General features: G+C 63.2%; 21 protein-coding genes and 1 tRNA gene. 19 read left to right on the forward strand and 3 right to left on the reverse strand.

The window, feature by feature from the left end:
- Positions 1–134 precede the first annotated feature (134 nt).
- From rsmI to EJ075_RS09870, 6 genes are all read left to right on the forward strand, one after another.
- Positions 135–1,064, forward strand: a complete 930-nt coding sequence (gene rsmI, locus EJ075_RS09845; protein ID WP_126104218.1) for a 16S rRNA (cytidine(1402)-2'-O)-methyltransferase — start codon at positions 135–137, stop codon at positions 1,062–1,064.
- Positions 1,057–1,434 (forward strand): YraN family protein, encoded by a 378-nt coding sequence (locus EJ075_RS09850; protein ID WP_126104219.1) that lies wholly within the window; start codon positions 1,057–1,059, stop codon positions 1,432–1,434. The genes rsmI and EJ075_RS09850 overlap by 8 nt, the downstream gene beginning before the upstream one ends.
- A 252-nt stretch (positions 1,435–1,686) precedes the next feature.
- Positions 1,687–2,826 carry a TRAP transporter substrate-binding protein gene (locus EJ075_RS09855; RefSeq protein WP_126104220.1) on the forward strand — a complete coding sequence of 380 codons (1,140 nt, stop codon included), beginning with the start codon at positions 1,687–1,689 and terminating at the stop codon, positions 2,824–2,826.
- Positions 2,827–2,901: 75 nt separating this feature from the next.
- Entirely contained in the window at positions 2,902–3,570 is a 669-nt protein-coding gene (locus tag EJ075_RS09860; RefSeq protein ID WP_095484735.1) for a TRAP transporter small permease subunit, read from the forward strand.
- Positions 3,567–5,318, forward strand: a complete 1,752-nt coding sequence (locus EJ075_RS09865) for a TRAP transporter large permease subunit (protein WP_126104221.1) — start codon at positions 3,567–3,569, stop codon at positions 5,316–5,318. The genes EJ075_RS09860 and EJ075_RS09865 overlap by 4 nt, the downstream gene beginning before the upstream one ends.
- A 177-nt stretch (positions 5,319–5,495) precedes the next feature.
- A complete protein-coding gene (locus tag EJ075_RS09870; protein ID WP_126104222.1) occupies positions 5,496–7,529 on the forward strand; it encodes a winged helix-turn-helix domain-containing protein in 2,034 nt (677 codons plus the stop codon).
- 17 nt (positions 7,530–7,546) lie between these two features.
- On the opposite strand, the gene EJ075_RS09875 is transcribed toward EJ075_RS09870, so the two are convergent.
- Positions 7,547–7,873 (reverse strand): hypothetical protein, encoded by a 327-nt coding sequence (locus EJ075_RS09875; protein ID WP_126104223.1) that lies wholly within the window; start codon positions 7,871–7,873, stop codon positions 7,547–7,549.
- Between the two features lie 288 nt (positions 7,874–8,161).
- The gene (locus tag EJ075_RS09880; protein ID WP_126104224.1) at positions 8,162–8,968 is read right to left on the reverse strand and encodes an undecaprenyl-diphosphate phosphatase; all 807 of its coding nucleotides are present in this window, start codon (positions 8,966–8,968) and stop codon (positions 8,162–8,164) included.
- 192 nt (positions 8,969–9,160) lie between these two features.
- Between EJ075_RS09880 and EJ075_RS09885 the strand changes: the two genes are divergently transcribed.
- The 13 genes from EJ075_RS09885 to EJ075_RS09945 all read left to right on the forward strand — a co-directional run bounded on the left by EJ075_RS09885 (position 9,161) and on the right by EJ075_RS09945 (position 20,861).
- Positions 9,161–9,853, forward strand: a complete 693-nt coding sequence (locus EJ075_RS09885) for a glutathione S-transferase family protein (protein ID WP_095484740.1) — start codon at positions 9,161–9,163, stop codon at positions 9,851–9,853.
- Complete coding sequence (gene queG, locus EJ075_RS09890) at positions 9,834–10,994, forward strand: tRNA epoxyqueuosine(34) reductase QueG (protein ID WP_126104225.1); 1,161 nt, start codon at positions 9,834–9,836, stop codon at positions 10,992–10,994. Before EJ075_RS09885 ends, queG begins: the two co-directional genes overlap by 20 nt.
- Positions 10,991–11,893, forward strand: coding sequence for an SDR family oxidoreductase (locus EJ075_RS09895; protein WP_126104226.1), 903 nt, complete (start codon positions 10,991–10,993; stop codon positions 11,891–11,893). The genes queG and EJ075_RS09895 overlap by 4 nt, the downstream gene beginning before the upstream one ends.
- Positions 11,894–12,031: 138 nt before the next feature.
- On the forward strand, positions 12,032–13,150 hold the full coding sequence (gene mepA / locus EJ075_RS09900) for a penicillin-insensitive murein endopeptidase (RefSeq protein WP_095484743.1): 1,119 nt from the start codon (positions 12,032–12,034) through the stop codon (positions 13,148–13,150).
- A 201-nt stretch (positions 13,151–13,351) separates the two neighbouring features.
- Positions 13,352–14,371: a glucokinase gene (locus EJ075_RS09905; RefSeq protein ID WP_126104227.1), complete on the forward strand. Its 1,020-nt coding sequence runs from the start codon at positions 13,352–13,354 to the stop codon at positions 14,369–14,371.
- 107 nt (positions 14,372–14,478) lie between these two features.
- Complete coding sequence (locus tag EJ075_RS09910) at positions 14,479–16,350, forward strand: ABC transporter ATP-binding protein (protein ID WP_126104228.1); 1,872 nt, start codon at positions 14,479–14,481, stop codon at positions 16,348–16,350.
- Positions 16,347–17,189, forward strand: coding sequence for a 4-hydroxy-tetrahydrodipicolinate reductase (gene dapB / locus EJ075_RS09915; protein ID WP_126104229.1), 843 nt, complete (start codon positions 16,347–16,349; stop codon positions 17,187–17,189). Before EJ075_RS09910 ends, dapB begins: the two co-directional genes overlap by 4 nt.
- 32 nt (positions 17,190–17,221) lie before the next feature.
- Positions 17,222–17,842 carry a 2,3-bisphosphoglycerate-dependent phosphoglycerate mutase gene (locus EJ075_RS09920; RefSeq protein ID WP_126104230.1) on the forward strand — a complete coding sequence of 207 codons (621 nt, stop codon included), beginning with the start codon at positions 17,222–17,224 and terminating at the stop codon, positions 17,840–17,842.
- Positions 17,843–17,909: 67 nt separating this feature from the next.
- Positions 17,910–17,994: transfer RNA gene (locus tag EJ075_RS09925), tRNA-Leu, on the forward strand.
- 347 nt (positions 17,995–18,341) lie between these two features.
- Positions 18,342–19,307, forward strand: a complete 966-nt coding sequence (locus tag EJ075_RS09930) for a glycine betaine ABC transporter substrate-binding protein (RefSeq protein ID WP_126104231.1) — start codon at positions 18,342–18,344, stop codon at positions 19,305–19,307.
- Complete coding sequence (locus EJ075_RS09935) at positions 19,304–19,996, forward strand: L,D-transpeptidase (RefSeq protein ID WP_126104232.1); 693 nt, start codon at positions 19,304–19,306, stop codon at positions 19,994–19,996. Before EJ075_RS09930 ends, EJ075_RS09935 begins: the two co-directional genes overlap by 4 nt.
- A gap of 167 nt (positions 19,997–20,163) precedes the next feature.
- Positions 20,164–20,382, forward strand: a complete 219-nt coding sequence (locus EJ075_RS09940; RefSeq protein ID WP_337124585.1) for a hypothetical protein — start codon at positions 20,164–20,166, stop codon at positions 20,380–20,382.
- Positions 20,383–20,621: 239 nt separating this feature from the next.
- On the forward strand, positions 20,622–20,861 hold the full coding sequence (locus EJ075_RS09945) for a hypothetical protein (protein ID WP_126104234.1): 240 nt from the start codon (positions 20,622–20,624) through the stop codon (positions 20,859–20,861).
- Between the two features lie 350 nt (positions 20,862–21,211).
- Here the strand turns inward: EJ075_RS09945 and EJ075_RS09950 are convergent, their stop codons facing one another.
- Positions 21,212–22,051, reverse strand: coding sequence for an aspartate/glutamate racemase family protein (locus tag EJ075_RS09950; RefSeq protein WP_245458130.1), 840 nt, complete (start codon positions 22,049–22,051; stop codon positions 21,212–21,214).
- Positions 22,052–22,056 lie beyond the last annotated feature (5 nt).

The raw sequence follows: 22,056 nt of genomic DNA on the forward strand, positions 1-22,056 counted from the left end.
GGGCGTGGTTTCGTTCCGTACTATGGCAAAGGCATGGCGGCCACTTCACTTCGGCGCGGGTTTTGCAACCAGGCGAGAGCCGTGGCAAACAGGGCCGAATGCATTCAAGTGTCAGAGCCTGACGGGGAACACCGGTGACCGGCGAGTTGGCGAAACGCAGCTATGTAATCGGCCAGACCGAGATATCAGCCCGGCCGCTCGCGCCGGCGCTCTACCTGGTGGCGACGCCGATCGGCAACCTCGCCGACATCACATTACGCGCGCTTGAAACGCTGGCCGCCGCCGATATCGTCGCCTGCGAGGACACGCGTGTCAGCCGCGTGCTGCTCGACCGCTACGGCATCCGCCGCCGCACCACTGCCTATCACGAGCACAATGCCGGCGAGGCCGGACCGAAACTCATCGCAGCCTTGCTGGCCGGGCAGAGCGTGGCGCTGATCTCGGACGCCGGCACGCCGCTGATCTCCGATCCCGGCTACCGGCTGGTCGGCGAAGCCCTCGATCAAGGCATTCGCGTCGTGCCGATCCCCGGCCCGTCGGCGCCGCTTGCGGCGCTGACGGCCTCGGGCCTGCCCTCCGACGCGTTTCTGTTTGCCGGCTTCCTGCCGGTGAAGACCGGACAGCGGCTGACGCGGCTGGAAGCGCTAAAAGCGGTGCCGGCGACGCTGATCTTCTTCGAATCGCCGCGCCGGCTGGCCGAGACGCTCAGTGCCATGGTCGAGGCGCTGGGCGGCGCCCGTAAGGCCGCGATCGGCCGCGAGCTGACCAAGACCTTCGAGGAAATGCGAACCGGCACCTTGCGGTCGCTCGCCGAACACTATGAGGCGGCCGACACACCGAAGGGCGAGATCGTCATCTGCGTCGGCCCGTCGGAAGCAACGGCCGACGAGCCTGAAGACATCGATCGGCTGCTGCTTTCGCTTGCCGCCGAGATGCCGGCCTCCAAGGCGGCGGCGGAAGCCGCCAAGATGACCGGCGGCCAGAAGCAGGCGCTTTACCGGCGACTGCTTGAGCTCAAGGAGACCGGGAAGAACGGGGAGATCGGGAAAGACGGCGATGGCTGAACGCCCGGTCGCCAGCCGCCGGCAGGCCTATCGGCGCGGCCATCGCAGCGAGTGGCTGGCGGCGGCAGCATTGATGGTGAAAGGCTACCGGATACTGGCGCGCCGCCACCGCACGCGGTTCGGCGAGATCGACCTGATCGCGCGCCGCGGCGACCTGGTGCTGATCGTCGAGGTGAAGGCGCGCCGCACGCTGATGGAAGCCATGGAGGCTATCGCTTACGAGTCGGAGCGCCGCATCGAAAGCGCTGCCGATCTCTGGCTGTCGCGCCAGTCCGACTATGGACGATTGTCGGTGCGCTTCGACATGGTCGCGGTGCTGCCGTGGCGCTGGCCGGTGCATGTCGAGAATGTTTTCTACGGGCGAAACTAGCTCAGGATTCATTGATCAGCGCCAGAATGTAACAGTAGCCGCAACACTTATCGCCGGGAAGAACGTGTGGGCGCTACCGTCGCGCGCGTAACTGCTATTCGCCCATTGCTTGGGAAAGTACCGGCCCCTGTCCTTAAGAGAGAACCGCACTAGTTTAGGCGAATGGGACGTGCGCTGCAATTTTTGCTGGGCCGTCTTTGAGTAGTATTGTCGGACGTGGGCTTGAAAAGCCGACACCTTCGGGAGGAACCGATGACCAAAGCAAGTATCCAGAATATGAGGTCGCGCCGCAAGTTCCTTGGCGAGGCGGCCGTGGCAGCTGCGGCGATCGTTGCCGCGCCGAGCGTCGTCAAGGCACAGGGGCCGGTCAGCATGCGCTGGCAGAGCACATGGCCTTCCAAGGATATCTTTCACGAATTCGCGCTCGATTTCGCCAAGAAGGTCAACGACATGACCGGCGGCGACCTGAAGATCGAGGTGCTGCCGGCGGGCGCCGTGGTGCCGGCCTTCGGCCTGCTTGACGCGGTGTCGCAAGGAACGCTCGACGGCGGCCACGGCGTGGTCGTCTATCACTATGGCAAACAGTCGGCGCTGGCGCTGTGGGGTTCCGGTCCGGGCTTCGCCATGGATGCCAATATGCTGCTCGCCTGGCACAAATACGGCGGCGGCAAGGAGCTGCTCGCAAAGCTCTACGAATCCATCGGCGCCAATGTCGTTTCGTTCCTCTACGGGCCGATGCCGACACAGCCGCTCGGCTGGTTCAAGAAGCCGGTGGCGAAGGCCGAGGATCTCCAGGGCCTGAAATTCCGCACCGTCGGCATCTCGATCGACGTCTTCACCGCGCTCGGTGCCGCAGTCAACGCGCTGCCGGCCGGCGAGATCGTCGCGGCTCTGGATCGCGGCCTGATCGACGCGGCCGAGTTCAACAACGCCTCGTCCGATCGGGTCCTCGGCTTCCCGGACGTCTCCAAGATCTGCATGCTGCAAAGCTATCATCAGAATGCCGAGCAGTTCGAGATCTTGTTCAACCGGGCGAAATACGACGCCTTGCCTGACCAGATGAAGGCCATCATCACCAATGCGGTCGAGGCGGCCTCGCAGGACATGCACTGGAAGGCGATCGACCGCTATTCGAAAGACTATGTGGAGATGCAGACGACCGATAAGGTCAAATTCTACAAGACGCCGGAGGCAATCCTCAAGAAACAATTGGAGGTCTACGACGAGGTCGTGAAGAAGAAGGCGGCGGAAAACCCGGCTTTCAAGGAAATCATCCTCTCCCAGATCGCCTTTGCCGAGCGGGCAACGCGGTGGGAGCAGGACACCGTCGTCGGCCGGCGACTGGCGTTCGATCACTACTTCGGACAGGGCGGTGTGGCGAAGGAGTTCTGACCCGTGAGTTCGGGCATCACCGGGCAGCGGCCCGGTGATGCTTCTGACCAAGGTACCCGTCATCCGGGGGCGCGCATGAACGTCCAGCATTTCCTGAATACAGTCGATGCAATCAGCACGTGGGTCGGCAAGGCCGCGGCGTGGCTTATCATCGGGCTGATGACGCTGGTCTGCGTCGAGGTCTTCAAGCGCTACATCCTGAACATGCCCACGGCGTGGATATTCGACGCCAGCAACATGTTCTACGGCTCGCTGTTCATGCTCGCCGGAGCCTATGCGCTGGCGCAGAATGCACATGTGCGCGGCGACTTTCTATACAGCTCGATGCGGCCCCGCACCCAAGCCGCGCTCGATCTGTTGTTGTACGTGGTTTTCTTCCTGCCGGGGATCGCGGCCCTCGTCTATGCAGGCTACGACTATGCCGCGATTTCATGGCGGATCGGGGAGCATTCGACCGTGACAGCGGAGGGTCCGCCGATCTACCACTTCAAGTCGGTCATTCCGCTGGCCGGCGCCTTGGTGATGCTCCAGGGTGTGGCCGAGATCGTGCGCTGCATCGTCTGTCTCAGGGCCGGGCAATGGCCCAGCCGGCGCAAGGACGTTGCGGAGATCGACGTCGTGGAGGAACAGCTCGCGCTCAGCGAATATGTGGATGAAGAGACGCGCAAGACCGCGATCGAGCGCGCACAAAAGATAGACGAGCAAGCGCGCCAGCGCGGAATGGGTGGAGACCTGCAGAGTTGAGCGATCCAGCCCTCGGACTCACGATGCTCATGCTCATCGTGGTCGTCATAGTCATGGGTTTCCCGACAGCCTTCACGCTGATGGGCCTTGGCATGTTCTTCGGGTTCTACGCGTTCTACAACCCTGCGGAGCACTGGATCGACAACCGCGTCTTCGATCTGATGGTCCAGCGCACCTATGGGGCAATGACCAACGACGTCCTGATCTCCATCCCGCTTTTCGTGCTCATGGGATACGTGATGGAACGCGGGGCGCTGGTCGACAAGATGTTCTACAGCATCCAGCTTTCGTTCCGACGAGTACCGGCGTCGCTGGCCATCGCTACGCTCATTGTCTGCACCTTCTGGGGCATCGCCAGTGGCCTCGTCGGCGCCGTTGTGGTTTTGATGGGGGTGATTGCCTTCAATCCGATGCTGCGCGCCGGATACGATGTGAAGCTCGCTTCCGGCGTGATCACCGCGGGCGGCACGCTGGGCATCCTGATCCCGCCGTCAGTCATGATCATCGTCTATGCGGCAGTTGCAGGCCAGTCCGTCGTGAAGCTCTACGCTGCGGCGATGTTCCCCGGTTTTTTCCTCGCCTTCCTCTATCTCGTCTACATTCTTGGCTGGGCGACGATCAGTCCGAAGATCGCCCCGCCTTTGCCGGAGGATCAAACAAAGGTTCCGGTGCCTGCGTGGATGGGAAGCCTTCAGACAGTTTACTCGCGCAACATGCTTGTTGGACTTCTTTCCGCCTTGTTCTCGCCGTCCAGGGCGATGGCGCTCGAGACGGAGAACGGACGCCTCACATATTGGGAGCTGTTCAAGAATTTCTGCGCTGCGCTGGTGCCCCTCGCCTTGACAGCACTCACCCTCCTGCTGGTGTGGTGGTATGTCGTCATCCATCCGCAGGCATCGGCCGACGTCGAAGCTCCAGAGGGATTGGAGCAGCTCGGCGCTCCGGCGGTGGAGGAACTTGGCGCACCCGCAGTGGACGCAGGGCCGGCAACCAGCTTCTACGCCACCTTCGGCATCATCGCAGCACTCGCCGCAGTGGTGCTCGTCCGTTACTACCGGAACATGACTGCCGAACGGCTCGAGGTCGTAAAGCTCCTGGTCTCGTCGGTCATGCCGCTGGCCATACTTACTGTCGTCGTGCTCGGCGTCATCCTGTTCGGAATCACGACGGCGACCGAGTCCGCGGCAGTCGGCGCCGCTGGTGCCTTTCTGCTGGCGTTACAGGCGCGAACGCTCGACTGGAAGCGCATCAAAGAAGCAGTGTTCCTGACGGCCAAGACCACAGCCATGGTTTGCTGGCTCTTTGTCGGCTCGGCGCTGTTCTCCGCCGTTTTTGCGATCCTCGGCGGCCAGGCACTTCTCGAGCAATGGGTGCTCGCGCTCGACCTGACGCCCGTGCAATTCATGATCCTGTCGCAGGCGATCATCTTCATTCTCGGCTGGCCGCTCGAATGGACCGAGATCATCATCATCTTCGTGCCGATCTTCCTACCGATGCTGACGCACTTCGACATCGATCCGGTTCTCTGGGGCGTTCTCGTTTTCGTCAATCTGCAGGCGGCGTTCCTGTCACCTCCGGTCGCGATGTCGGCCTACTATCTCAAGGGCGTTTCGCCCCCGCATGTCACGCTCAACCAGATATTCGCCGGGATGATGCCCTACATGCTGATCGTCATCCTCTGCATGGTCCTCATGTATATCTGGCCCGGCATGGCGCTCTGGCTTCCGAATTATCTTTACGGCAGCTGAGAAGACTCCGCCATTTCCGGACTTTTGCGATCGCAGCGCGAAGGTTTCTTGCCGGGGAGATAATGCCGACTTTCAAACGCCAGTTGACTTTCGGCGACAGGCGCCGATTCTCAAGGTCAAGGCGGCCTGCCGAGCAACATGCCGCCCGAACGATCAGAACGATGATCGAGAGCAGCTTTGACCCTGGTCAATCCGCCGAGCCTTGTTCTAAACGGTGTCGAGTTCGATTTCGACGCCGGTCTCCTGCACGGCGAGCATGGTGAAGATGTCCCGCTGAGGCCTCAATCGCTCGCGGTGCTGAAGCATCTGGTCGCCAACGCCAACCGTGTTGTGACCAAGGAGGAGCTCCTGGACACCGTCTGGCCCGGCATCGCGGTGACGGAAAACAGCCTTTCCCAGTGCATCAGCGAAATCAGGAAAGCCATCGGCGACGAGAAGCAGAGCCTGCTAAAGACAGTCGCGCGACGGGGATATCGCTTTGTCCCCGAAACCGAAGCGCCCGGCATACCGCACGATTCCTACCCGCAGATTTACGGCACTGCCTCTTCTGATCCGCGCGAAATTAAAGCCCGGCGCGGCCTGATGTTTGTAGTCGCTATACTGGTGATCGCTGCCGCAGTCGCGGTGTTCATCTGGAGGCCCACATTTGAAACGGAAGTGCCGACCTCCCTGTCGATCGCGGTTCTGCCGTTCGCAAATCTCAGCGAAGCCGAGGCACAGGCTTATCTTGCCAACGGTTTCGCGGACGATCTGACGACAGAGCTGGCGCGCGTTCCCGGCCTGTTCGTGGTCTCGCGCAATGCCGCGCGTGCATATCGCGACAGCGGTCTGCCGCCGGCGAAGATCGCAAAAGAGCTCGGCGTCCGCTATCTGCTGGAGGGCTCCGTTCGACGTCTCGGCGATGAGGTGCGCATCAATGCGCATTTGGTTGATGCCTCGACTGTTGGGCAGATCTGGGCCGAGCGGTTCGAAGGTCCATTCACCGACGTGTTCAAGCTCCAGGATCAGGTGATCGGTCAAATTGTCGCCGCGCTGCAGCTGAAGCTGGTCCCGGGAAAAGCAAACCTCGCCGTGTCCGGTGATACTGACGACCCGGAAGCTTACCAGGCGTTTCGACGCGCTATCGAGGCGCGACGAAGGGATACACCATCGGGCACGGTGGAAGCATCGGGCTTCCTTCGCCAAGCCTTGGCGCTGGACGCCGATTTCGGCGCGGCGGCCGCGGAATTGGCGTGGCTCCACTGGGACGCCGACGAGGTAAGGAGGCAAGCTCTCGGGATCAGTTGGACCGAAATCGACAACGAGCTCTACGGCAGTCTGGCCATCGCTGCCGGAAATCCGTCTCCCGGTTACTATCAGCTGATTTCCGAACTTCTGGTCCGAGAGCATAGGTCCGACGAGGCGGTGGCTGCCCTGCAAAAGGCGATAGCGCTCGACCCGAGCGATTCCTGGACCTACGAAGGGCTGAGCCAGGCCCTCAACTTCAACGGCAGGCCGGCCGAGGGGCGAACCTTTCTCGATGCGGCCTTACGCGTCGATCCCGGATGGACGGAGTGGCGACACTATCAGGCTGGCTTGGCGGCGTTCGGCCAAGGCCGCTACGAGGAGGCGGTCGCGCAGCTTAAGCAGGTCGATGTCCGCTCCCCCAATCCGTGGACGAAGTTCTACGGCCTGCATGTTCTTGTCGCGGCGCTTGCGCATCTCGATCGCCTGCCGGAAGCGGCCTCGGCCCTAGGGCAGCTCCGACGCGTGCTGTCGGACATGCAAGAGGGGCAGCCCAACTTGCTGATCGCGCAGCAGTTCTTCGTCTACAAGCGGCCGGAGGACATCGCTCGCCTGCTCGATGGCTTGAGGAAGGCGGGGGTTTCTGAGCTTCCCGCCGGAATGGAGCCGGAATCCGCTGAACGGATGAACGGCGTCGACATCGGGAATCTCATAATCGGACACGAGCTAACGGGACGCCAGATTCTGCCCGATGTCTTAGCCTACCATGCTGTGGTTGCGGCAGACAGCAGCGTGACCAGAACAGTTGGTGAGGAGGTCGTGACCGGTCAGATGTGGGTGCAGGGCGACAGCTTGTGCAGCGCGTATCCGCGTAAACTGACGGGCTGTGGCGCTGTGTTCCGCAACCTGAGCGGCATATCTGGAGCCAGGAACGAATACATACTTCTGTCTCGCTTCAAGCGTTACGAATTCTCGGTGACGAAGTAGCAGCAACTTCGCCGCGCCTACAGCGGCCATGAGAGATTGAGGTCCATTTCGCTCACGCCTTCGGTACCGTACGGGCCACACTGCTTCAATGCGTCAGCGAAATCCTTGGCTAAGGCCTGGAACGTCTCGGTCTGTGGCGCAACGTCGACGATTTCGATGGCACTGACTTGACCCTCGCGCGTGAAGCTGACGTGGACATCGGCGCTGAAGCTGATTCCGCGCATCGCCGTCTGCGTAGGCCAGCAGCTTGCTGCCCGTTCGAGAATGTGACGGCTCAGATCATCACCAGCGGACGCGGTGGTCGCCGCGCCGATCACGAGAATTCCCAAGATGCGGTTGATCATCTTTTATCTCCTCAGTTCGACGCCCGAACCGTGTGGGGACGGCTTGGTGGGGACGGCTTGTGAGAGAGAACGCGAGGGGTCGTTCGAAGTCATGAAATCGACGTGAAAAAGTTCTGAAGAGTGGTGAACGCAGTCGATTTTGGCTACGGAATGCACGCAAGCGGCAAGAACGATCCTGCGAGGTCGGCATGGGTCGGGGGCAGGTCTACGTTGGTCGTCCCCACCATCAACGGCATTGCTACGCCAGCGAACAAATAGAGCCTTGGGCGGTAAATTAACTGTGCCGCCTCACCCCCAGATAAACAGCGCAACCAGCCCGACGGTGCCGATGACCACCCGCCACCAGCCGAACAGCGAATAGCCGTGGCGCGAGACGTAGTTGAGCAGGAAGCGCACGACGATCAGCGCCGCGACGAAGGCCGCGATGAAACCGGCGGCGATGACGGGCAGATCGGCGCTGGTCAGCACATTGCGGTTCTTGAAGAGGTCGAAGGCGAAGGCGCCGACCATCGTCGGCATGGCGAGGAAGAAGGAGAATTCCGCAGCCGCCCGCTTGTCGACGCCCAGAAGCAGCGCGCCGACGATCGTCGAGCCGGAGCGCGACGTGCCGGGGATCAGCGAAAGGCATTGGAACAGTCCGATCTGCAGATAGAGCCTGAGCGGAAACCGCTCGACGTCGTGGTAGAACGGCTTCAGCTTGAGACGATCCACCCACAGCAGGACCACGCCGCCGATGATCAGCATGATGCAGATCAGCCTCGGCGATTCAAACAGCACCGTCTTGATGAAGTCGTGCGCCAGCGCACCGATGACGGCCGCCGGCAGGAAGGCGACGAGGATGCCGAGGACGAAATGCCGCGTCACCCGATCACGCGGCAGATCGACCAGCATCTGCCACAGACGATGGAAATAGACGCTGAGGATCGCCAGTATCGCGCCGAGCTGGATCAGGATCTCGAAGGCCTTGCCGGTCGAGTGGAAGCCGAGAAAATGGCCGGCAAGCAGGATATGGCCGGTCGACGAGACCGGAATGAACTCGGTCATGCCCTCGATCATGCCGAGCAGCAGCGCTTCGACGATGGTCTGGCTTTCCATGGCAACCTCGGCGTTCGAGTGAGAGCTTGAAGAACGGCTTGCGAAAGGGCTTGCTTGTCATGGCGCGGAACTCCTCCTATAGGTCGCAGCACCCTGACAGCCCTTTGAATCGGGGCGGCCCTCTGAATCGGGGCGGCTAAGACTTACCGGCGCAGCCGGCGATTTGCCAGTGCGCTCTATTATCGCGGGACCATGCTGACGCTTTTCCACCACCCGATGTTCGCCTCCTGCCGGTTCGTGCGCCTCGCTTTCGGCGAATATGGCGAGGAGCTGGCGCTGATCGAGGAAAAGCCGTGGACGCGGCGCAAGGAGTTCCTGGCGCTGAACCCGGCCGGCACGCTGCCGATCCTCCTCGCCGAAGGCGACGTGCCGATCGTCGGCGCCATGGTCATCGGCGAATATCTCGACGAGACGCGCGGCGTGCTCAAGCGCGACAAGCGGCTGTTCGCCGAGGATCCGATGGGGCGCGCCGAAATCCGCCGGCTGACCGACTGGTATCTCAACAAGGCCGACAGCGAGGTGACGCGGCATCTGGTGCGCGAGCGCGTGCTGAAGCCGGTCATGCCGGAAACGGCGGGCGGCGGCTCGCCCGATTCGGCAGCGATCCGTGCCGCGCGCGCCAACATCCGCCAGCACATGAAATACACCAACTGGCTGGCCGGCACCCGCCAATGGCTGGCCGGCAACAAGGTCACCTATGCCGATCTCGCGGCTGCAGCTGCGCTGTCTGTGCTCGACTATCTCGGCGAGATCGACTGGCGCGAACACGCTGCCGCGCGCGAATGGTATGCACGGGTGAAATCGCGGCCATCGTTCCGGCCGCTTTTGTCCGACCGGGTGCGCGGCCTATCGCCGGTGTCACATTATGCGGACCTCGATTTCTAAAGCGGAAAACCTGCGCGCGCTGATCGACCGCGAGGCACGGCGCGCCGGTTTCGATGCCGTCGCCGTCACCACGCCCGATGCCATTCCGCAGGCGCCGGCCCGGCTTGCCGAATTCGTCGCCGACGGTTTTCACGGCTCGATGGGCTGGATCGCCGAGACGCTCGAGCGCCGCGGCGAGCCGACAGCACTTTGGCCCGAAGTTCGCTCCATCATCGTGCTCGCCATGAACTATGGCCCCGACCACGACCCGCGCGCGGTCCTAGTGAAGCGCGACCGCGGCGCGATCTCGGTCTACGCGCAGAACCGCGATTACCACGACGTGATGAAGGGCCGGCTGAAAGAGATTGCCGGCAAGATCGTGGCGCGCGCCGGTGGCGATGTAAAAGTGTTCGTCGATACCGCCCCGGTTATGGAAAAGCCGCTGGCAGAAGCCGCCGGCCTCGGCTGGCAAGGCAAGCACACCAATCTGGTCAGCCGCGAGCACGGCTCCTGGCTGTTCCTCGGCACCATCTTCACGACGGCCGAGCTTGCACCTGACACGCCCGAGGACGATCACTGCGGCTCCTGCCGCGCCTGCCTCGACGTTTGCCCGACCGACGCCTTTCCGGCACCCTACCGGCTCGACGCGCGACGCTGCATCTCCTATCTCACCATCGAGAGCAAGGGGCCGATCCCGCACGAGTTCCGGGAAAAAATCGGTAACCGCATCTATGGCTGCGACGACTGCCTGGCCGCCTGCCCGTGGAACAAGTTTGCCCAGACTGCGTCGGAGGCAAAGCTCGTCGCCCGCGCGGACTTGCGCGAGCCGCCGCTCGCCGATCTCTTGGCGCTCGACGACGCGGCTTTCCGGTCCTTGTTCACCGGTTCGCCGATCAAGCGCATCGGCCGCGACCGCTTTGTCCGCAATGTGCTGATCGCCGCCGGCAATTCCGGCGATTTCTCGCTCGGCAAGGCCGTGCGCGCGCTGCTCGGCGATGCCTCGCCTCTGGTGCGCGGGGCGGCGGTATGGGCGCTGTCACGGCTTGTGCCGGCTTCGGAATTTGCCAAACGCGCCTCGGCCGCGTTGAAGGCAGAAAGAGACGAGGCCGTGCAAAGCGAATGGCGCCTGGCGCTGGCAAATCAAATCGAGGCGCATGCATGAGCGAGAAGCAGATCTTCATTTTCGGCGCGGGCTATTCGGGCAAGGCATTTGCCCGCGCCAACAAGGATGCCGGCACGATCCTTGGCACGACACGCGCGCCGGAGAAATTCGAAGCGTTGCGGCAAGCCGGGATCCAGCCGCTGCTTTTCGATGGCGCGCTGACGCCCGAAATCCGTGACGCGCTCGAGAAAACAACCCATCTCGTCGTCTCGGTGGCGCCGGAAGAGGCCGGCGACCCGGTGTTGAATGCGGCGCGCGAGACAATTAGGACGGAGATGCCGGCGCTGAAATGGATCGCCTATCTCTCCACCGTCGGCGTCTATGGCGACCATGGCGGCGGCTGGGTGGACGAGACCGCCGAATGCCGGCCGGTGTCGAAGCGCTCGATGATGCGTGTCGCCGCCGAGCGGGACTGGCTGAGACTGGGTCGGGACATCGGCCGGCCGGTGGCGATCCTGCGGCTTTCCGGCATTTACGGACCGGGCCGCAATGCCTTGGTCAATCTAGAAAACGGCACCGCGCGGCGGCTGATCAAGCCGGGCCAGGTGTTCAACCGCATCCATTGCGACGACATTGCCGGGGCGCTTTGGCACTTAATCGAAGACAATCGCGGCGGCATCTTCAACGTCACCGACGACCTGCCAGCGCCGCCGCAGGATGTCGTCGCCTATGCCGCCGGGCTGATGGGCGTCACACCGCCGCCCGAAATTCCGTTCGAGACCGCGCAACTTTCGCCCATGGCGCGGTCCTTCTATGGCGAGAACAAGCGTGTCGCCAACACGGCGATCAAGGCTGCCGGCTATCGCTTTCGCTTTCCCGACTACCGCTCGGCCTTCGACCAAATGTGGTCTGACGGCAGATGGCGCGACGGCGAGGCGCGCAGCCCGATGCGGTCGTGATCGAAACCTTACGCCGGGCATGATATGATTCGACTTAAATTCGCAGAGGGGTTCTGCTTCATGAAACTGTTGAAGCAATCATTGCCCGGCAGAGCATTGCTGCTAAAGCGCGTCGCGACGCGCTTTAGATCTCTGTTTATGCCTGTCGTTGTCCCAAAGCCGCTGCGCACCCTCGGTTCAAGCCCGAGGGCATGCTTTGGGCGACATGCATTAGCAGCGCTCGCCGTCCTCGCCCTGGCGGGGCTTGCGGCGCGACCTGCCGCCGCCGAAGGCCTGGCGAAAGACCTGTTCGGCGCCAAAAAGCTGCCGGCCGTGGCTGCGCCGCAATCGATCGGCTTTTATTCCAAGGGCTGCTTTGCCGGCGGCGTCGCCATCCCCATGGACGGCCCGAAATGGGAGGTGATGCGGCCTTCGCGCAACCGTCGCTGGGGCCATCCGACGATGATCGCGCTGATCGAGAAACTGTCGCGCGACGCCGCGGCCGACGGTTGGCCCGGCCTGCTGGTCGGCGACATTTCGCAGCCGCGCGGCGGCCCGATGCTGACCGGCCATGCCTCGCACCAGATCGGCCTCGACGCCGACATCTGGCTGACGCCGATGCCCGACCGCAAGCTTTCGATCGACCAGCGCGAAAATATGAGCGCCACCTTGCTTGTCGATGAAAAGACCCATCTGGTGAAGGATGCGCTCTGGGTGCCGGCGCATATGCGGCTCCTAAAGCGCGCGGCAAGCTACGCGGAAGTCGAGCGTATCCTGGTCAATCCCGGCATCAAGAAGAAGCTCTGCGACACGGTGAAAGGCGACCGCGCATGGCTGCGCAAGGTCAGGCCGTTCTGGGGCCACGACTATCACTTCCACATCCGCATCGGCTGCCAGCCCGGCTCGCCCAATTGCAAAGCACAGGAAAACACGGCGCCCGGCGACGGCTGCGACCAGTCTCTGGCATGGTGGTTCACCGAGGAACCGTGGCGCCCCAACAAAAACCCGGACAGGCCGAAAGCGCGCGACGTGATGACGATGGCGAGCCTGCCCGCGGCATGCCAGGCGGTGCTCGACGGGCCCGATCCGGCTTCGGCGGAGGCGGTCACCTTTTATGGCGACGGCGTGCCGGTCGCGGCTGCACCCACTCTCACGGTGGCCCCGGCGCCGGCGCGGGCATCCGCAAGCGGCGCGGCAGCGCTTCCGGCCTCGATCAACGCCTTCGCGGCTACACCCGAGATCGGCATCCCATTGCCGCGACCGCGGCCGGGGAACTGACGCCAGAGTAATCGCCTCGGCTTCCAACTGATGTTTGAGACGGCCAACCGTTGGGGTCCGCGCTGAATGGGGCGAGGACGAAATTCGAACCTGAAGTGATTGCCTCGGAACTGACTCTGAAGCGACTTTCCCTTTTCCAGGTCATGCGCTAGTCAACGAAAGAACAGCGGAACGCCACTGGGAACCGAGACGGACAAGAGCATGCCAGGCGACGACGACACAGCGCTGCAGTTTCCGGTTCTGATCGGCGACATAGGCGGCACCAATGCGCGCTTTTCGATCGTGCTCGACGCGAACTCGGAACCAACCGAGCCGCAGATCGTCCAGACCGCCAACTTCAACACCATCGACGACGCGATCCAGGCAGCGGTGCTCGACCGCTCGCCGGTCCGGCCCAACTCCGCCGTGCTGGCGGTGGCCGGCCCGGTCGACAGCGACGAGATCCCGCTCACCAATTGCCCGTGGATCGTCAAGCCGAGAAAGATGTTTGCCAGCCTCGGCCTCAGCGACGTCGTGGTGCTCAATGATTTCGAGGCGCAGGCGCTGGCCGTCGTGGCGCTTGGCGAAGAGCATATGGAAAAGATCGGCGGCGATGCGCCGGAGCCCAATGCCGGACGGGTGGTGCTCGGTCCCGGAACCGGGCTTGGCGTCGCCGGCCTGGTCCACGCGCTGAACCATTGGATTCCGGTGCCCGGTGAGGGAGGGCACATGGACATCGGGCCGCGCTCGCCGCGCGATTTCCAGGTCTTTCCGCATATCGAGAAGCTCGACGGCAGAATCTCCGGCGAACAGATCCTGTCCGGACGCGGCCTGGTCAATGCCTACCGGGCGGTGGCCAAGGCGGACGGCAAGCCGACGCCTTTCACCACGCCGGCCGAGGTCACCGCCGCGGCGCTGGCCAAGTCAGATCCGGTGGCCGAGGAAGCGCTGTCGATGTTCGTCACGTGCCTGGGGCGCACTGCCGGCGACCTTGCGCTGGTGTTCATGAGCCGCGGCGGCGTCTTCCTGACCGGCGGCATCGCCCAGAAAATCCTGCCGGCGCTGAAAACGGGCGAGTTCCGCGCCGCCTTCGAGGATAAGGCGCCGCATAGCGAGATGATGCGCACCATGCCCGTCTATGTGATCACCCATCCGCTGGCAGCGCTTTCCGGTCTTGCCGCCTATGCCAGAAACCCGTCGCTGTTCGGCGTCCAGACGGCGGGGCGGCGCTGGCGGGCCTAAGCCCATGATGTTTTGCCGACCTCGGCCATAGGCAAGCCGCCACCGGAGCGCTAAGAGGAATTAGCCCGGCCGCGAAGCCGAAACCGACATCACGGAACGATCCCGACTTGAACCAGTCGCCCAAACATGAAGCGGAAGCCCGGCACCAAGCCAAGGCCCGGCCCGGCGAGATCGTGGCGGTGGTCCGCCGCATCATCGCCGAGAACAGCCACGAGTACCGCTGGTATTATGCTCTGGCCGTTCTGTGCCTGGTGATAGTTGCGGCTACGACTGCCTTCACCGCCTGGATCATGAAGGACGTCGTCGACCAGATATTCTATGAGCAGCGCGGCGATCTCATCGCGCTGATCTGCTTGTTGATCCTGGGCGCATTCATGCTGCGCGGGCTGGCCACTTACGGCCAGGCGGTGACGCTGGCCAGGATCGGCAACAATCTGGTGGCGCGCTACCAGCGCCGCATCTTCGCTCATCTGATGAAGCTCGGCGTCGGTTTCTTCAACGACACGCGCTCGGGGCGGCTGGCCGCCCAGATCAACGAGAACGTCAACGGCATCCGCGACCTGCTCTCGATGACGCTGACGTCATTGGCACGCGACGCCGTATCGCTGGTCGCGCTGATCGGCGTCATGATCTGGCAGGATCCGATGCTATCTCTGACGTCGCTGCTGATCGGGCCGCCGCTGATCTACACGGTCGTCTACCTGACACGCAGAATACGACGCGCCACGCGCGAAGCGGTGCAGATCAACTCGCGGCTGATCGGCGCCATGCAGGAAGCAACGCAAGGCATCGCCATCGTCAAGGCGTTCACGCTGGAAGACGAGCTGTCGCGCCGCATCAGCGATCTCGTCGCCGGCGCCGAGCAACGGGCAAACCGCATCGCTCGCGTGTCGGAACGATTGACGCCGATCTCCGACATGCTGGGCGGCTTCGCCGTCGCCGGCGTCATCGCCTATTCCGGCTACCGGGCAGCCGTCAGCGGCCAGCCGCCTGGCGCGGTATTTTCCTTCATCACGGCGCTGATGCTCGCCTACGACCCAGCCCGGCGGCTGGCGCGCATGCAGGTCGGCATGGAACGGGCGCTGGTCAATGCGCGCATGATCTATGAGCTGCTCGACCTCGAGCCGCAACAGGGCGACGCGCCCGGAGCGGTCGAAGCGAAGATCACCAGGGGCGAGGTGCGCTTCAACAATGTGTCGTTCGGGTATGTCGCCGACGCTCCGGTGCTGCAGGATCTCAGCTTCGTCGCCGCTGCCGGCAAGATGACCGCCATCGTCGGCGCGTCGGGCGCGGGCAAGTCGACGCTGGTGGCGCTGCTGCAGCGCTTCCATGATGTCGACGCGGGCAGCATCGAGGTCGACGGCCAGGACATTTTAGAGGTGACCAAGCAGTCGCTACGCAGCTCCATCGCCTATGTCTCGCAGCAGCCCTATCTGTTCGAAGGCACCATTCGCGACAACATCCGCTACGGACGGCTGAGCGCCAGCGATGCCGAAATCGAACAGGCCGCGCAGCAGGCCGAGGCCGACGGCTTCATCCGCCAGCAGCCGCAAGGCTATGACACCCCTGTCGGTGAAGGCGGCGTGACGCTGTCGGGTGGCCAGCGCCAGCGTCTGTCGATCGCCCGCGCCATCGTGCGGCAGGCGCCGATCCTGCTGCTCGACGAGGCGACCTCGGCGCTCGACAACGAGGCGGAAGCGCGCGTCCAGCAGGCGCTGACCCAGGTGACGGAAGGGCGCACGACCATCGTCATCGCGCACCGGCTGTCGACGGTGGTCAATGCCGACCACATCGTCGTCATGGAACAGGGCCGGCTGGTCGAGCAAGGCACGCATGCCTCGCTGATGGCCGACCCGCACAGCGTCTATGCCCGTTTCCACCGGGTGCAGGGCAACAAGGGGCTGGGGCTTGTCGACGACGGCAAGCCAATCCAAACTCCGGTGCGACGCGCGAAAAAGGCGGTTGGGAGAAATTTATGAGCGGTACGGCCACAAACGATCCCCCCGTCAATGAAATGGGCCTGGTGGTGGTCGGCGCCGCCGGCCGCATGGGCCAGGCGCTGATCCGCGCCATCCACACGATACCGGGCGCACGCGTCGCCGGCGCGATCGAACGGGCCGGCTCGCCACATCTCGGCAAGGATGCCGGCGAGCTTGCCGGCATCGGCAATATCGGCGTGGCGATCGGCGACGACCCGCTGCCGGCCTTCGCCAAGGCCGACGGCGTGCTCGATTTCACGAGCCCGGCAGCGACAGTCGAATTCGCCGGCTACGCGGCGCAGGCGCGCATCGTCCATGTCATCGGCACCACCGGCTGCTCGGCGGACGACAATGCCAAGATAGAGGCGGCGGCGCGCCACGCGACGGTGGTCAAGTCAGGCAATATGAGCCTCGGCGTCAATCTGCTGGCGGTGCTGGTCGAGCAGGCGGCGCGCGCGCTCGACGCCGACGATTTCGACATCGAGATCCTGGAAATGCATCACCGGCACAAGGTCGACGCGCCGTCGGGCACGGCGCTGCTGCTCGGCGAAGCCGCTGCCGTCGGGCGCGGCATCGATCTTGACGGGAACAGCGTGCGGTCGCGCGACGGCCACACCGGCGTGCGAAAGACCGGCTCGATCGGTTTTGCCACGCTGCGCGGCGGCTCGGTGGTCGGCGACCACTCCGTGGTGCTGGCCGGCACCGGCGAGCGCATCACGCTCGCCCATCACGCCGAGGACCGGGCGATCTTCGCTCGCGGCGCGGTCAAGGCCGCACTGTGGGCGCGCGGCAGGAAGCCGGGACTGTATTCGATGCGGGACGTGCTCGGACTCGCCTGAGACGATCTGATCCACAAACTGAAGGAGCAAAAATGTCGGGAACTCTCGTGCTCGTGCGCCATGGCCAGAGCGAATGGAACCTGAAGAACCTCTTCACCGGCTGGCGCGACGTTGACCTGACCGAGCTGGGCCACGCCGAGGCCAAGGAGGCGGGCGCCAAGCTGAAGGCGCGCGGCATGAAATTCGACATCGCCTTCACGTCGTCGCTGATCAGGGCGCAGAAGACCTGCCAGCACATTCTCGACGCGGTCGGCCAGAGCGATCTCGAGACCATCCGCGACCAGGCGCTGAACGAGCGCGACTATGGCGACCTCTCCGGCCTCAACAAGGACGATGCGCGCAAGAAATGGGGCGAGGAGCAGGTGCATGTCTGGCGCCGCTCCTACGACGTGCCGCCGCCCGGCGGCGAAAGCCTGAAGGACACCGGCGCGCGCGTCTGGCCCTATTATCTGCACGACCTGCAGCCGCATGTGCTGCGCGGCGGCACCGTGCTGGTGGCGGCGCACGGCAATTCGCTGCGTGCGCTGATCATGGCGCTGGACGGCAAGTCGGGCGAGGAGATCGTCAAACTGGAGCTCGGCACCGGCGTGCCGGTCATCTACAAGCTCAACGCCGATTCGACCGTGGCATCCAAGGAAGTGCTGGAGAACTGAGCCGGCGAGTGCGTTTCAAAAAAGCGCGTTGACACTCACCGTTTGCCCGCCTAAAGAGCCCGCACCAGCCCAGATGGCGGAATTGGTAGACGCGCACGGTTCAGGTCCGTGTTCCGCAAGGAGTGGAGGTTCGAGTCCTCTTCTGGGCACCAAATCCCTTTGTAAGTTCTTGATTTCCCGGAAACTGCGGTTTCCGGGCCGTCGGCTGCACATGACCTTGCGAATGACCTCACCCAACAAGGTGTCCTAGCACGCCCTACAGTTCGTAAGGCGTGTGCCCGCGGACAACTTGAAAGTTGGCGCGCGACCCCCGGTTGTAAGCATCTTCCCATACGGTATGTCATCGAGTAGCGTGCAGGAGCGGCACGTGACGGCGCTCCCTTTGGCGAATGCGCTGCCGCACCTTCAGCAGTTGCCGTCAGAAGATGGGGCTGCTGTCACAACCCGGTGCTTGCCGTGACAGATTGTTCCCGTCCCGCGCCGAAGCGAGGGGGAAGAAATGCACAACCGATTTCGGCAGTGTCTGCGGAAAATGTCGCTGGCGGCATTGACGATGCTGGCGATCCCGGCCCAAGCGGCTGATCTCGTCATTGCAATGCCGAACTGGCCGTCGGGCCAGGCGACGGCAAACATTCTCAAGGTCAGCCTGAAGGAAAATTTCGGGCTCGATGCCGATGTGCGCGAGATGGGGACGCTTATTGCCTTTGCCGGCCTCGATTCGGGCGAGGTGGATATTCATCCCGAAATGTGGCTGCCCAACCTCGACAATCTGGTGAAGAAGTATGTGGACGATGCCGGCACGGTTGCCATCAGTCCCATCGGTGTGCCGGCATGGCAAGGCATATGCGCAACCCGCGAAACCGCCGACAAATTTGGCATTCGCGACATTTCGGACCTCACCGACCCGCGCAAAACTGCCGCGTTGGACACTGATCGGGACGGACATGGGGAACTGTGGATTGGCGCGGAGGGTTGGTCCTCGACGGCTATCGAGCGTGTCCGCGCCAACAGCTATGGCTATGCCAAGACAATGACATTGCTGGAGACGCCGGAGGATGTCGGAATGGCGGCTGTCGATGCCGCGGTCGCCACGGCTCATCCGATGGTGTTTGCCTGCTATGCACCGCATCACGTGTTTGAGCTGCACGACATTGTCCGGCTTACCGAGCCGCCTTTTGACCCGGCAAAGTGGAAGATCGTGCTGCCTTCCGAGGACCCGCTCTGGGTCTCGAAGTCCAGCGCGCCAGTGTCATGGGATACCGCACATTTCCATATCGCTTACGCCACCTCACTGCGCAAAAAATATCCGAAGGTGGTCGAGTTCCTGGAACGGGTCGCGCTCAAGCCCGAAGACGCCGCGAAGATGAGTTATGCGCTCCAAGTGGAGCGTCAGGATCCTTACGAGTACGCCAAACAATGGGTTGCTGCACAGGGCGCTCGGGTGAACGGGTGGGCAAATCCATGAACGGCAAGCTGATGATCGCGGGATGCGCCATTCTCCAGCGTCGCTCCCTGACGGCAATTGTCGCGGCAGCGTTCGGTCTTGTCGCAGTGGCGGCGCTGGCTGCGGGAACACAGGTTTTCGATCCGAAAACCCGCAAATGGGTGGACTATGACCGCACCAAGGCACGCAAATACTATGCCGCGCACAATGAAGTGCCGGAGGCGTTCCGGCCGCAGATAGTCAAGTTCCGCACCGCGGAAGTGCCCGGCACGATCATCATCGATGGCAACCAGCATTTTCTCTATCTTGTGCAGCCGGGTCAGCGGGCCATGCGCTACGGTATCGGCGTCGGCCGGGAGGGATTTGGATGGGCCGGAATCGTGCGCGTCGGCCGCATGGCGGAATGGCCGACCTGGACACCCCCGGCCGAAATGATCGCTCGTGATCCGAATGCGGTCAAACATGCGGGAGGCATGGCGGGAGGGCCGGACAACCCGCTCGGCGCCAGGGCGCTCTATCTGTATGAGCGCGACCAGGACACGATCTACCGGATACACGGCACGCCGGAGCCCTGGACGATCGGGCTCGACGTGTCATCAGGGTGCATCCGGATGAGGAACGACGACATCACCGATCTCGCTTCCCGCGTCAAGGTTGGAGCCAAGGTCATCGTTCTCATGCAAGGGGCGGCACTTTACAAGGGTGTGTGAAGCCGGGGTGTGTGAAGCCGGGGTGTGTGAAGCGGCATTCGGAGAGGGACCAAGCAATGTCGGCAAAATGTGCAGTGAGAACTTCGATCCGGGCAACAGCAATTGGATTTCTGGTGGGGGCCCTGAGCGCTTGCGTCAGCGCCCCGCCGCCGCCGCCTCAGGAACAGATGTCCAGGACCAAGGTCGAGACGGCCCCGGCGGACCTTCAGCTTCTTTGCGCCGACGCGGCCGCCAAGGCGAGCGGCGTCGACAGCACGAAGATACTTCCGGTTTCGTCGAGCAAGATCGATCCCCAAACCTATCAGGTCGAGCTCGATGCCGGCGGCAAGAAGACAAGCTGCCTTGTCGATACCGAAGGCAATGTCAAATCGGTTCAGCCTGCCTGATCCGCTCTGGTCGAGGAATTTTGGGCGATCTGACGATTGCCGCGAAGCTGGCGTCGACTTCGGACGTGAGGTGGTGGCGATCAGCCGTGATGAAAGGCTCAGAAACCTCGAGAAAAAACCGGCCGACCGCAGCTTGCCTCACCCGGCGGCATCATCGTGATTGGCAGGTTCGGGCATCCGCTGTACCATTTCCTACGCCGGTCGCCGACGCAGCGTGTTCCGGCAAGGGAGAAACGTCCATGTTCCGATCAATTTCGCTTGCGGTTTTCCTGGCGGTCGTTCCTGCGACAGCCTTTGCAAACTCATGCCCGACCATCATGGCCGCGATCGACGCGGCGTTGCCGACCGCCACCCTCTCCGAGGCCGATAAGACCAAAGTCAAGGAACTGCGCGCCCAAGGCGAGACATTGCACGCCGCCGGCGATCATGCAGGATCAGAGGCTGCGCTCAACCAAGCCAAGACGATGCTCGGCATATAGCTGCGACGAACGCGGCTTTGCTGGCCGATCTTCTTGGCCGATTGCCGGGCTTTTGTTCGGCTGTCGACCGGTTAGAGCAATTCCAGGAAAAGTGTGAAGCGGTTTTCCGTCCGGAATTGCGCAAAAACAAAGAGATAGAGCGGTTCGGCGTTTCCGTGAAACGATGAAGCGCTCTAGGCATCGCGGCCTTGACCGGTTGAAACAGGCCGGGGCAGGAGTGGATCAGCCCAGTCCGATGCGCTTGGCGCCTTGCCGGAACACGGCCGCGGCGTCCTGCGAAGGACTGCGGAAAAATTTCGTGCCTCGTCAAGCCACCCCGCCAGTGCAAGGCAGTGCAAGGCGATCGCCCGTCAGTTGCTTGGCAATCCAAAAAGCCTTCCGGCGGGCACGACGTCATTGATCCCGGCAAGCCGCAGACAATGCCAGGCCATGGCGTGGTTGCTGGACGTGACCGGCACGCCGATGCGCTGCTCGAGCCCGGCTGCCGCTTCGGCGATGCGCAGGCTGGTGCATGATACGAAGACCGCATCCACCCCCGGCGTGGCAGCCATCCGCTCGGCCGCGGCTTCGATCGATGTGACCGAGATGCGGGCGGCGTCGCGATCGTCGCGCCGGTCGAAGGTCGCGACGGCTGGTATGTCGACGCCGCGCCCGCTGAAATAGGCAACGAGGTTTTCATTGATCTGCGGCGCGTAGGGCGTCAGCAGGCCGATGCCTTTGACGTCGAGAGCCTTGAACGCCGCGAGCGCAGCGGTGACGGGTGTGGTGCAGGCGACATTTGGCCGTGCCTTCCTGATCTCCGCGAAAACCGCCTCTTCGCCGAGCGTCATCGTCGCCGAGGTACAGCCGAAGGCAACGACGTCCAGGGGAATGCTCGGCAAGATGAGGTCGACGGCCGGCGCGATCCTGGGACCGATGGCGCGCAAGGTGTCAGTCGTTATGTCGTTGTCGCTGAACACGCGGGATTCGTAGAAGGCGACACCGGACTGGCGCACGAGCGCGCGGAATTCATGCTCCAGGGTCTGATCCGTGGCCAGCACCACAAGGCCGATCGCCGCGCGTGACGCCAGACCGCCGTCGAGTTCCGATGGCAGCACGCCGAGATCAATCGGCCCGGAAGACGCAAGGCGCGTGGCGGCGAGGTTGGCAGACATGACGTTGTTGAGAGACATAGCGTTGTCGAAAGACATGGCGT

Origin of the sequence: Mesorhizobium sp. M6A.T.Cr.TU.016.01.1.1, from assembly GCF_003952585.1 — a bacterium.
Taxonomy (GTDB): domain Bacteria; phylum Pseudomonadota; class Alphaproteobacteria; order Rhizobiales; family Rhizobiaceae; genus Mesorhizobium; species Mesorhizobium mediterraneum.